The organism is uncultured Aggregatibacter sp. (assembly GCF_901873365.1).
GTDB lineage: Bacteria > Pseudomonadota > Gammaproteobacteria > Enterobacterales > Pasteurellaceae > Aggregatibacter.
Genome location: NZ_CABFLM010000047.1, coordinates 26,110 through 37,904, shown reverse-complemented (window position 1 = coordinate 37,904; position 11,795 = coordinate 26,110). Strand labels below are relative to the sequence as shown.

9 protein-coding genes and 1 pseudogene are annotated in these 11,795 nt (G+C 44.1%); 5 read left to right on the top strand and 5 right to left on the bottom strand.

Annotated features, from left to right (window positions below; all coding sequences use genetic code 11):
* Positions 1-390: 390 nt before the first annotated feature.
* Entirely contained in the window at positions 391-2,469 is a 2,079-nt protein-coding gene (locus QZ106_RS02555; protein ID WP_295973844.1) for a TonB-dependent receptor, read from the bottom strand.
* 296 nt (positions 2,470-2,765) lie between these two features.
* Between QZ106_RS02555 and QZ106_RS02550 the strand changes: the two genes are divergently transcribed.
* Positions 2,766-5,321, top strand: a complete 2,556-nt coding sequence (locus tag QZ106_RS02550; RefSeq protein ID WP_295973841.1) for a GDYXXLXY domain-containing protein — start codon at positions 2,766-2,768, stop codon at positions 5,319-5,321.
* Between the two features lie 95 nt (positions 5,322-5,416).
* On the opposite strand, the pseudogene QZ106_RS02545 reads toward QZ106_RS02550, so the two are convergent.
* Positions 5,417-5,644, bottom strand: a pseudogene (locus QZ106_RS02545) (carboxy-S-adenosyl-L-methionine synthase CmoA); the annotation flags it as partial.
* 128 nt (positions 5,645-5,772) lie between these two features.
* Entirely contained in the window at positions 5,773-7,152 is a 1,380-nt protein-coding gene (gene cysS, locus QZ106_RS02540) for a cysteine--tRNA ligase (RefSeq protein WP_295973838.1), read from the bottom strand.
* 99 nt (positions 7,153-7,251) lie between these two features.
* Here cysS and QZ106_RS02535 point away from each other — a divergent pair, with 99 nt between their 5' ends.
* The 4 genes from QZ106_RS02535 to QZ106_RS02520 are packed head-to-tail and all read left to right on the top strand — an operon-like array spanning position 7,252 to position 9,462.
* On the top strand, positions 7,252-7,764 hold the full coding sequence (locus QZ106_RS02535) for a peptidylprolyl isomerase (protein WP_295973836.1): 513 nt from the start codon (positions 7,252-7,254) through the stop codon (positions 7,762-7,764).
* A 44-nt stretch (positions 7,765-7,808) separates the two neighbouring features.
* Entirely contained in the window at positions 7,809-8,600 is a 792-nt protein-coding gene (locus QZ106_RS02530) for a TatD family hydrolase (RefSeq protein WP_295973835.1), read from the top strand.
* A 47-nt stretch (positions 8,601-8,647) separates the two neighbouring features.
* Positions 8,648-8,881: a hypothetical protein gene (locus QZ106_RS02525; RefSeq protein ID WP_295973832.1), complete on the top strand. Its 234-nt coding sequence runs from the start codon at positions 8,648-8,650 to the stop codon at positions 8,879-8,881.
* Positions 8,882-8,883: 2 nt separating this feature from the next.
* Positions 8,884-9,462 carry a thymidine kinase gene (locus QZ106_RS02520; RefSeq protein ID WP_295973830.1) on the top strand — a complete coding sequence of 193 codons (579 nt, stop codon included), beginning with the start codon at positions 8,884-8,886 and terminating at the stop codon, positions 9,460-9,462.
* A gap of 41 nt (positions 9,463-9,503) precedes the next feature.
* Here the strand turns inward: QZ106_RS02520 and QZ106_RS02515 are convergent, their stop codons facing one another.
* Positions 9,504-10,334, bottom strand: a complete 831-nt coding sequence (locus tag QZ106_RS02515; RefSeq protein ID WP_295973827.1) for a class II glutamine amidotransferase — start codon at positions 10,332-10,334, stop codon at positions 9,504-9,506.
* A gap of 216 nt (positions 10,335-10,550) precedes the next feature.
* Positions 10,551-11,795 carry an ATP-dependent protease ATP-binding subunit ClpX gene (gene clpX / locus QZ106_RS02510; RefSeq protein WP_295973825.1) on the bottom strand — a complete coding sequence of 415 codons (1,245 nt, stop codon included), beginning with the start codon at positions 11,793-11,795 and terminating at the stop codon, positions 10,551-10,553.

The following is an 11,795-nucleotide window of genomic DNA, read 5'->3' as shown; positions in this document are numbered from 1 at the left end:
CTACAATATGAAATCACGCTCCCCGTAGCGTGCAACTTGTTGCACGAATAAAAACGCTCGTGAGGAAAATTATTCGTGGCACGCTACGCACGAAATCATGAATGTCCGAAAGGGTTAAATAACGTTCTATGTATGATTCGGTTCGTGCATCAAGATGCACGCTACAATATGAATCACACTCTCCGTAGCGTGCAACTTGTTGCACGAATAAAAACACTCGTGAGGAAAATCATTCGTAGCACGCTACGTACGAAAGCGTGAATTACGCTTCAAGTATGGTTTTTATAGCCAGACCTTGGTTGGCTATAATGGAAAGGATTAAGCCCAACTGAACTTAATCCTTCATTATGAATGGAAAAACACGGTAAAATCTCACCGCACTTTTCAGGTTTAGAACGTGTAGTTTACACTTAAACGAACATCGCGACCCGGCTCAGGCAAGGTGGATACGCCCGCGCGTTGGCTGTGGCTGCGATAGTATTTGTTGAACGCATTGTTTAACGCTAAGTTAAGGTTTACGTTTTTAGTCGGTTTCCAAGTCACGTAGAAATCGTTTACGCCATAGCCCGGACGTTTGGTGGTGGTTGCACCGCCGCCACGGTTGTTGGTGGTGGAATCGTAGCTGGTATGTTGTACAAAACGGCCTTTCCAACCGATTTCCACGTCAGGTTGTTCGAAGCGGTAAGACGCGCCGGTGGTCCAAGTACGACCGATTGGAATCGCCGTGACGGTGCTATCCACGGTTCTGCCGTCCAATTCCGGCTTGCTGTAAGCCACGCCGGTACGCAAGGTTAAGCCTTCATATTTATAGGCTGCACCTAATTCATAGCCGTGATTTCTTAATTTTCCGGCATTTTGGATTTCATAATAACCCTGTCTGATTTGCGTAAAGGCGTGCGTGTCCTGAACGGTTTGCCAGAAATAGCTACCGTTTAAGGAAAGGCTATCGGCAAATTTATAGTTGAAACCCACTTCCGCATTGCGCGATTTTTCCGGTTTGATGTTGTTGGCGATGGAATACACGGCCGTGCCTCCCCGGCTAGCGCCTGAAGAAAGCATGATTTCGTGGAAACGCGGGCTACGGGTAGCATAGTTTAAGCTGGTATTTAAACTAAGATCATTGGTGACTTCATAAATCAAACCAACGCTTGGATTCACACTGCCTTTCTTCGATTTTGAACCGTCCATGGCACGGAAATTGAAGTGGTCGTAACGCAAACCGGTGGTTAAGGTGAACGCGCCTAAGCCCCAGATACCTTCCGTGTAAACACCGACCTCACGTTTCTTTTGAGTCTTCATTTGGACGCCGTTTTGTACGGTAAGAGAATTTGGTTTACCTTCTTGGTCGCGGTAATTGACACCGTATTTGATTAAGTGAGATTCACCGATAGGTGAGTCCAAGTTTACGTTGGCACCATTGGCAATTAATCGGATTCTGGAACGTTCACTTGGCTCTTCACGGCTAATTACACTGCGCCATACATTAGCCTTAGCATTGCTAATCAAGCCCATGTTTTTGCCGGTCCATTCAATTTTGCTGGTATCGTTCGTGGTGATGCGATAGCGAGGGGCGTTATTTTCCGTATTCGGAATTTTGTTGCCATTGCGATCTAAAACATACCAAATATTCCCTTCTTGGTTTAACGTATAGCCGTTTGCACGCTGTTCTTTTGTGAGTGCCGGTGGAGTGCCATTTCGCCCATTTGCCGTTAGCCAATCCTGTGAAAAGTCAAATTCTTCACGAAGTGCACGAACGCCATAATGGCGTTCTTGACGATGACTTAATTCAATTCGGTGATCTTCATTTAAATCTGCGCCAACTTTTGCTAATAAGCCTCGTTGACCTAATGCACTATTTTTGATTTTGTAGCCGTTGCCTGCTTTATACTCGCTTTCTTTGACCCAGTTACCGGAAATTAACGCATCCATCATACCGGCGCGTGAATAAACGGTTGCACCTTTGCTCCAACCTTTGTTTGAGCTCACACCTGCATTTACTTTAAAACCAATGTCTTGACCGTCTTTCAGGAGATCTTTTGCGCTCACGGTTTCCGCAACGATTGCACCGCTGGTTGCACCAATGCCGGCACTGGCTGACCCAGTCCCTTTTTGCACGCTCACTTTCTTGAAGAGTGCCGGATCAAACATGAAACGGCCTTGGTGGTGGAAAAGTTGGGCGTCGGTATAAGCATCATCTACTTTCACATCCACTTGATCTTGCCCCATCCCACGAATGGTAAACCACTGTGATGTGCCGCGACCGCCACCGAAGTTAATCGCCGGTTCGTCTTTCAATAAACCTTTTAATTCGGTTTCCGTGCTGCGATTAATGGATTCAGTCGTAATCACATTGGTTTTACTTTTGGCACCGGTATTTTCAGATACCACGTTAATCACGTCTAAGTTGTCTGCATAAACCGCGGTGGTAACTAACATTGCAAGGGGAAGCAATGAAAAATGTTTGCGCATAAATGCTCCTATAAAGGTTGATGAAAGGTGAAATTTACAGCGTGGCAATTTAACGTATTTGCTCAATTTATGCAAATGATAATTATTAATATTAAATTGTTTCTAATGGCGTTTTATGGATAAAAATGTATGTGGTTTTTGTTAAAAGAGACGGAAACCGGAAGCTCTATTGATATGAGGAAAGAATGAACGTGAGAAGGAAAATCCCGCAAAATCTCACCGCACGTTTGCTTTTTCTCCTAAAAATTGACTAAAATTCCTTAACTTTTCACCGCTGATTGCAAGGAAACGAAAATATGAATCGAACAGGGTTATTCAACTTATCTTGGGAACGTTATCTTAATTTATTGTTTCTCTTGTTAACGGTTGGTTTTCTTAGTAGCGGCGTCGTCACATTTATTGCCGCTAACTGGGATTATCTTTCTGATTTAGCGAAGATTTACGGGTTGCAAACGTTGTTCGTTTTTTCTGTGATTATAGGCGGCTATTTTTTTATGCGCGAAAGTCGTCAGTTATCAGCGGAGAAATTAAAACTCGTTTCGGTTGCGTTCTTCTTTTGCACAGCCGTCCTGATTGGCGCTACCTTGGCACTCGTTGGGCAAACATATCAAACGGGCGCGAATGCATGGGAATTGTTTGCTATTTGGTCGGTGTGCCAAATTCCATGGTTGCTTTTGTTGCCTAATGTTGCTTCCGCCTTATTGCTGATTGTCACAGCAAATTTAGCTGTGTATTTACTTCAGATCGATAATTATGACTATGTTGCTGTTTATGGCGTATTTCTCAATGGTGTTGGCTTGGTATTCAGTGAGGTTTTTACACGACGATTGCATGATGAACGTTGGCGAATCTTACCCAAAATCTTGCTTGGTTTTGTGATCATACATCTCTTCGGCATTCGTTTTATGGTCGATGACGCGATGTTTTATAGCGCTTTGGGTTGGTTTTCAGTGCTAAATTTCTTGATCGTGAGTGTGCCTTCTGCCGCATTATTTTATTTTTATAAGCAATATCGTTTTGATTTCACCAATTTAGTTGCAAGTGCATTGGGGATAATTGTTGCCTTTAGCATGTTGCTCTTTTCTCATATCAATTCTGCGGATGCCGTTTTTTCGAGAGGTTTGTTGATTTTTGTGCTGACGATCTTGGCAATGAAATATCTGTACAAGCTTTATCAAGCCCGTTATCCGCAACAGACGAAAATGCCTTGGGCATTGTCCGTTCTGTTTATTTTTGCCATTCTCATCGGTATGGTCACCGCCATTATTTGGGCGGCGTTTATTCTTGATATATCTGACCCGTTGTTCGCTGTACTTGCTTTGGCGATCGCAATGTTGCTTACCGCACTGGGATTACATCGAGCTTATCCGCAAGCGAGTAATGAAATGTCGCTGGTGGTCGGTATTTGTTTTTTGATGGGATATGGCTTACTTGGTGGTTATTTATGGTTTGATCATTTGGAGAGTGAGTCTAGCGAAACAACGCAGGCTTTTGTGCCGTTGTTGTTTTCTTGTGTGGTCGGTGCTTTTTATTTCGTTCGCAAAGAAGTTTGGCTACAAACTTTAACGGTAGTGAGTATCTTAAGCATGTGGCACCTCAGTTACGTGGAGGAGATTTCATCCGGTGCCTTGCCTTTACCTTATCTTTCTATGTTGTGCTGTATTTGTGTTTTTGTAGGGCAGTTCTTGTGGATGATAAAACACCAGCAGAGCGAGGCAGTGACACCGCTTGCTTGGGGGCTTTTATTTTTTAGTATTGGCTCTTGGATGTATTCCGCGTCCCAAACCTTCTTTCCTTGGATTCATCATTTCAGCGAGGTCGCCGACGAGTTACCGTCCATTGATACGTTCTCGGACTTTTTCAGCGTCATTACCTATGGCATTTTTTCACGAGCGACATTGACATTTTCATGGTGGGTACCGTTTTTTGTTTGTCTTACACCTTTCTGTGTTTATTGGGTTATCAGCTTCTTTTTTAAATCTGCGCTGGCGGAAAAGTGGTTTATTGCCATTGTTTTCATGCTCTTTACGATTGGTTTTGTGGCTCAACCGTCTATTTTGTTTTTTGTTGCCCTGTGGTTAATTGCCTATGTTTCAGCAAGCCGATCTTTATTTTTTATCGCCTTATTGGCGCTCATTACAAATTTAGCGCTTTATTATTACATGCTCTTTATCCCATTGCTTTATAAGTCGTTTTTACTCTTATGCTTTGGTGCATTATTTTCCTTTGTCCTATTTTTCTTGCATCGGAAATCTAAAGTGACGACACAAAGTGCGGTCGATTTTTCCGGTGTTTCTAAAAGAAAACCGTTGATAGCACTGCTTATCGCGTTACTGATGTTATCACCATTAAATTATAAGGTATGGCAATTTGAGAATATGTTGGCGACCGGCAAACCGATCGTGCTAAAAATTGCGCCGGTGGATCCACGTTCGTTAATGCAAGGGGATTATATGTCGTTGAATTATGTCATTTTGCAGGATATTGCAGCGCAACTTAATGATGAGCCTGACCAGCTAAATGATGAGCAAACCAGCGAAGAGGACACTTGGCAGACAACGAGCAAACCACAACCTAAACGAGTTTATGCCTTAATTCATCAAAATGAGCAGGGCGTTGCCACCTTGTGTCGCGTGGAAAAAAGTAAGCCAACGGATTTCACGGATTGTGAACCAAACCTGTATTTACCGATTAATAACACAGGCTGGTCGCCGGCATTGCCAAGCCAAGAATATTTCTTTGCGGAAGGAAAAGGGCAATATTATGCGCAGGCAGAGTACGCCGAATATCGTTTTAAAGACGGCATTTTATTACTTGCCCGTTTATTGGATCAGGATTTAAAACCTTTATAAAAGCAAGAATAAGATCGTTGATAGATAAGAAAAAAGTGCGGTGGATTTTTAAAACGTTTTACGTCCACCGCACTTTTTTATTTTGAGCTTTGCGCTTATTTCATCGCAATCATGGAACCGAAGTTAAAGCATTGGAACCAAAGCTCCACATGAGAAAAGCCGACATTTTTTAATCGCGCTTTATGGGTTTCAATGCTGTCTGTGCGCATCACATTTTCAAGTGCGGTGCGTTTTTGGCTCACTTCTAATTCGCTGTAACCGTTGGCACGTTTAAATTGATGGTGGAGATCAATCAGCAATTCATTAGTTTGTTCATCCTCAAAGCAGAATGTTACATCTCATTGCCAACAGATGAGTTGAATCTTCAAGTTGTGAGAGCGGAGTACGTTTAAAATAGGAATAAACAAAAAAGGAAAGTGAGCGATTCACTTTCCTTTTTTAACTTATCGGCTTATTGTTTCCGCCAAGTGGTGCCGTTCGGGCCGTCTTCTAACACAATGCCCATTTGGGTTAAGGCGTTGCGTGCCGCATCTGCAGCCGGCCAGTCTTTGGCGGCACGGGCTTCGTTGCGTTGTTTAATGAGTTCTTCGATTTTGGCGACTTCGTCATCATCAGAGCCGGCTTGTAGGAATTGTTCCGGATCAAGCTGAAGCAAACCGAGAATGCCGGCAAGTTCGCGTAAGCGTGCGGCAAGTCCGTTGGCTTTGGCCATGTCTTCGGTTTTCAGTTTGTTCAATTCGCGCGCCATTTCAAATAGTACGGAAAGAGCATTTGGCGTATTGAAATCATCGTCCATTGCCTCACGGAAGGCGTCCACAAAATTTTCACCGCCAAAAGCCTCCACACTTTTATCGGTGCCGCGCAATGCGGTGTAGAGGCGTTCCAATGCGCCATGAGCCAGATTGAGATTTTCTTCGCTGTAATTTAATTGGCTGCGGTAATGGGCGGTGAGCAGGAAGTAGCGCACGCTTTCCGCATCGTAGTGATTTAATACATCGCGAATCGTGAAGAAGTTGCCGAGGGATTTCGACATTTTCTCTTTATCTACCATGATCATGCCGGAATGTAACCAATAGTTCACATACTGGTTACCGTGAGCACAGCAGGATTGGGCGATTTCGTTTTCGTGGTGTGGGAACATCAGGTCGGAGCCGCCACCATGAATGTCAAAATGCTCGCCAAGTTGTTTGCTGTTCATGGCAGAACATTCAATGTGCCAACCCGGGCGGCCTTTACCCCAAGGCGAATCCCAACTTGGTTCGTTTGGTTTGGACATTTTCCACAACACGAAATCCATGGGATTTTTCTTGATTTCATTGATTTCGATACGCGCGCCCGCTTGTAATTGTTCTAAATCTTGGCGGGATAATTTGCCGTATTCTTTGAAGCTTTCCACATCAAACATCACATCGCCGTTGTCTGCCACATAAGCATGTCCGCGCTGAATCAGTTTTTCAACAAGGGCAATAATTTCAGGAATATGGTGGGTTGCGCGCGGTTCAAAGTCCGGACGCAAAATGTTCAAGGCATCAAAATCTTTATACATTTCCACAACCATGCGATCCACTAGTTGATCGCAGGTTTCTTTGTTTTCCAACGCGCGTTTAATGATTTTGTCATCTACGTCAGTGATGTTTCGCACATAGGTCAACTCGTAGCCTAAATAGCGTAAGTAACGCGCAATCACATCGAAACAGACAAAGGTTCGTCCGTGCCCGATATGGCAGAGATCGTAAACGGTCACGCCGCACACATACATGCCGATTTTGCCTGCATGAATCGGTTTAAAAACTTCTTTTTCGCGAGTAAGAGTATTGAAAAGTTTTAACATATTGGGATCCAAATCTTTTTGAAAACGTACCGCACTTTATGGCGATTTGGGGCGGATTATGAAATAATGACGCTCTTTAATTCGTATAGGAAAAGCACAATGATTACACTACACACTAATTTCGGCGACATTAAAATTGCCTTAAATCATGAGAAAGCACCGGTAACGGCAGAAAACTTCTTAACTTATTGTAAAAATGGGTTTTATGATAACACAATTTTTCACCGCGTGATTGACGGTTTTATGATTCAAGGCGGCGGCATGGAAAGCGGTGTGCGTGAGAAAGCGACTAACGCACCGATTAAAAACGAAGCCAACAACCGTTTAAGCAACAAGCGCGGCACCATCGCTATGGCGCGTACTTCTGATCCGCATTCAGCGACAGCACAATTTTTCATTAACGTGGCGGATAACACCTTCTTGGATTACCGTTCAAAAGAAATGTTTGGCAAAGAAGTGGTACAAGAGTGGGGCTACGCGGTATTCGGAGAAGTGGTTGAAGGCATGGATGTTGTGGACAAAATCAAAGGTGTGAAAACCGGCAACAAAGGTTTCCACCAAGACGTGCCGAATGAAGATGTGGTGATTACCTCTGTTACCGTTGACGAATAAGACTATGGGCAACTCATTGAGTTGCCTGATTTTTTTAGATTAATATGTATTCCTTTTTTGACACCCATACCCATCTCGATTATTTGCAGCAAGCCACCGGTGAGCCGTTAGCGCAGCTCATGCAAAATGCGCAGGCGGCTGGCGTGCAAAAGATCTTGATTGTTGCCGTATTACAGCGGGATTTCAAAACGATTGAAAAAATGACCGCACTTTATCCGCAACAGTTGTATTACGGCTTGGGGCTACATCCGCTGTATATCAAAGAACACCAAGCGCAGGATTTGGATTTATTGGAACAGGCGTTAGCAACGCGTTCGCCAAATTGCACTGCCGTGGCGGAAATCGGTTTGGAACGTGCCGTGCCGGAATTATTAACTGATGAGCTATGGCGCAAGCAATGCGATTTTTTTGAAGCGCAACTGTATTTGGCGAAAAAGCACGATTTGCCGGTGAACATGCATTCCCGCAAATCGCACGATCAGCTGTTCTCTTTTCTCAAACGCATTGAGGTGCCGAAACGTGGCGTCGTACATGGTTTTGCAGGCAGTTACGATCAGGCAAAACGCTTTGTGGATTTGGGCTATTCTATTGGTGTCGGCGGCACGATTACCTATGAACGAGCCAATAAAACCCGTCAAACCATCGCAAAATTGCCGCTTGATGCCTTGCTGTTAGAAACGGATTCGCCCGACATGCCGGTATTCGGTTTTCAAGGTCAACCGAATCGCCCGGAAAGAGTACAACAGGTTTTTAAGGTGTTGTGTGAATTAAGACGCGAAACGCCGGAGATGATTGCCGAGACAATTTGGCAAAATAGCCTGAGTAAATTTGCGTGAAGCATTAAAAAATGAGTGTTTATTTCTTTTATCTATAAGGGAAGACTATGGACGAGATTAAATTTAGAGCAATGCGTGCCGCTGGCATCGGTTGTTTCGTTATGTTAGCGATTATCGGCTTTTTCGTGTTCACCACACCGACAAATGAGCTTATTGATTTCTTAACGGAGGTTGGGCAAATGGCTGGCGGACGAACCACGATCGGCGTTTTCATGCTTGCCTCGTTACCGCCGTTCACCGGTTTTATTTGCTATTATTTTTGGAAATGGGTGCTTAAATAATCATGGCTAAGCTGTATTTTTATTATTCCACCATGAATGCAGGAAAATCGACAACTTTGCTGCAATCTTCCTATAACTACCGTGAACGCAACATGAACACTCTGGTTTATACGGCGGCGATTGATGATCGTTTCGGCATAGGTCGCGTGACTTCCCGCATCGGGATCAGTGAACAGGCGAACACGTTCGCACGAGACACGGATTTATTCACAGAAATTCAGCAACATTTAGCGAAAGTACCATTGCATTGCATTTTAGTGGATGAAGCGCAGTTTTTAACGAAAGCGCAAGTGTATCAACTGAGCGATGTGGTGGATAAACTGAATATTCCGGTGTTGTGTTATGGCTTGCGCACGGACTTCCAAGCGGAGCTTTTTGAAGGCAGCCGCTATTTGCTGGCGTGGGCGGATCAGTTGGAAGAACTTAAGACTATTTGCTATTGCGGACGTAAAGCCAATTTCGTTTTGCGTCTCAATGAACAGGGCGACGTTGTCAAACAAGGAGACCAAATTCAAATCGGTGGTAACGACAGCTATTTATCGGTGTGCCGACGGCATTATAAAGAACGTATGGCGGAATAAAGTGCGGTGAATATTGACCGTACTTTGGGGATGGCAAGGGATTAACCTATACCGGCTTTGCCTAAGGTACCGTCATCAATTGGGGCGGTGTTTGGCGTGCCGAGAACTTCCCATACTTTATCGCCATTTTTGAAAAACACAAATCCACCGTTGTCCATTTTGGTCCAAACTTCATCTTTTGTCAGTGGAACGGTTGTAATGATGGTAACTTTATCTCCCTCTTTGGTGTAGTCGTTGAAGTCGATGACACCGCCATCATCCACCCGTTGTGCTTTACCGAAAGGCGCTTGACGGGTGATGTAATGTAAGTTTGTTGAGCAACGCACGATCATCCATTCGCCGTTCGATAACATAAAGTTTAATGTGCCGTAGCGTGCAAGATCATTGCTGATCTGTTGAATCGCCTCAAAAATTTCTTCTTCACTAGGTTTGTGTTTAAAGCGTGTTTTGAGTTGCTCTAACATATAACAGAACGCTGTTTCAGAATCGGTGGTGCCAATCGGTTGATAAAAAATCGTTTCAGTCACAGGCAAATTCACCAAATTGCCATTGTGCGCGAACACCCAATTTTCCCCCCAAATTTCACGCATAAAAGGGTGGGTATTTTCGATGTTGACATCGCCTTGCGTCGCTTTTCGAATGTGGGCGATAACGTTAAGTGACTTGATGTTATATTGTTTAACACAGTCGGCAATGGGGGAGCTGTGTCCCGGTTTATTATCACGAAATACGCGCACGCCTTTGCCTTCAAAAAAAGCAATCCCGAAACCGTCCGAGTGACAGTCGGTTAAACCGGCGCGATGGCGAAAACCTTCAAAGGAAAACACAATATCAGTAGGTGTGTTGCAATTCATTCCTAATAGTTGACACATACTTGACCTAATTTCTTAATAACCATAAAACTTATGGCGATTTAACACGATAATTCGGCAAAATTCAACTTAAACCACAGGGTGTTCTTAGAACAAAATGTTTGGCTTGATAACCGTTCTCTATGAGAAAAAAGCGTCACGGTATGCACGAATCCGTCATATAAAACGGACACTGATGGTGAAACAAAAGTGTCCGTGATTTTCTGAGAGAGGAAATTAGGCGTAGATAAGTTCAGGTGCCTTGCCGTCATTAATAGTTTGCTCGTTGACCACCACTTTTTCCAACCCTTCTAAAGAAGGCAAGTCGTACATGGTGTCGAGTAAGACGCCTTCGATGATGGAGCGTAAGCCGCGAGCGCCGGTTTTACGGGCGAGGGCTTTTTTCGCCATGGCGATTAAGGCTTCTTTAGTGAATTCCAGTTTCACGTCTTCCAACTCAAACAACGCTTGATATTGTTTACACAAGGCATTTTTTGGTTCGGTCAGAATACGCACAAGGGCTTCTTCATCTAATTCGCTTAACGGCGCAACCACCGGTAAACGACCGATAAATTCCGGGATTAAGCCGTATTTCATTAAATCGTCCGGTTCTACCTGTTTGAACAAATCCGTTAATGTAGCTTTGTCTTTTTCGCTCTTAATTTCAGCACCGAAACCAATGGCAGTGGCGACGCTGGTGCGTTTTTCAATGACTTTATCTAAGCCGGCAAAGGCACCACCGCAAATAAACAGAATTTTGGAGGTATCGATGCGCAACATTTCCTGTTGCGGGTGTTTGCGTCCGCCTTGTGGAGGAATAGATGCAACCGTGCCCTCAATGAGTTTTAACAAGGCTTGTTGTACCCCTTCACCGGAGACATCACGGGTAATGGACGGATTCTCCGATTTGCGGGTGATTTTGTCGATTTCGTCGATATAAATAATGCCTTGTTCCGCACGTTCGATGTCGTAATCACAGTTTTGCAGTAATTTTTGCAACACGTTTTCCACGTCTTCGCCCACGTAACCGGCTTCCGTCAAGGTGGTGGCATCTGCCATGGCGAAAGGTACGTTTAACATACGTGCCATGGTTTCTGCTAAGAGGGTTTTACCGCTACCGGTCGGGCCGATAAGTAAAATATTACTTTTACCCAATTCCACATCGTTGGTTTGATGTTTGGTGCGTAGGCGTTTGTAGTGGTTATACACCGCCACCGCTAACACTTTTTTCGCGTAATCTTGGCCGATAACATAATCATCTAAATGGGCACGGATTTTATGCGGTGTGGGTAATTCTTTCTCTTTTTGCGCTTCTGCGTCTTCGCTTTCAGCTTCTTCGCCATGCTCTTCATTGAGCAACATATCGTGACACAATTCGATACATTCATTACAAATGTAACCTGAGGTGCCGGCGATAAGTTTATTGACTTCGTCTTGTTCTTTGCCACAGAAAGAACAATGTAATTCTTTATCTTTTGCCAT

Bases quoted from the DNA above. Each gene is read 5' to 3' on its own strand.
- QZ106_RS02555 (WP_295973844.1), bottom strand. From the start codon at position 2,469: ATGCGCAAACATTTTTCATTGCTTCCCCTTGCAATGTTAGTTACCACC.
- QZ106_RS02550 (WP_295973841.1), top strand. From the start codon at position 2,766: ATGAATCGAACAGGGTTATTCAACTTATCTTGGGAACGTTATCTTAAT.
- cysS (WP_295973838.1), bottom strand. From the start codon at position 7,152: ATGTTAAAACTTTTCAATACTCTTACTCGCGAAAAAGAAGTTTTTAAA.
- QZ106_RS02535 (WP_295973836.1), top strand. From the start codon at position 7,252: ATGATTACACTACACACTAATTTCGGCGACATTAAAATTGCCTTAAAT.
- QZ106_RS02530 (WP_295973835.1), top strand. From the start codon at position 7,809: ATGTATTCCTTTTTTGACACCCATACCCATCTCGATTATTTGCAGCAA.
- QZ106_RS02525 (WP_295973832.1), top strand. From the start codon at position 8,648: ATGGACGAGATTAAATTTAGAGCAATGCGTGCCGCTGGCATCGGTTGT.
- QZ106_RS02520 (WP_295973830.1), top strand. From the start codon at position 8,884: ATGGCTAAGCTGTATTTTTATTATTCCACCATGAATGCAGGAAAATCG.
- QZ106_RS02515 (WP_295973827.1), bottom strand. From the start codon at position 10,334: ATGTGTCAACTATTAGGAATGAATTGCAACACACCTACTGATATTGTG.
- clpX (WP_295973825.1), bottom strand. From the start codon at position 11,795: ATGGCAAAAGATAAAGAATTACATTGTTCTTTCTGTGGCAAAGAACAA.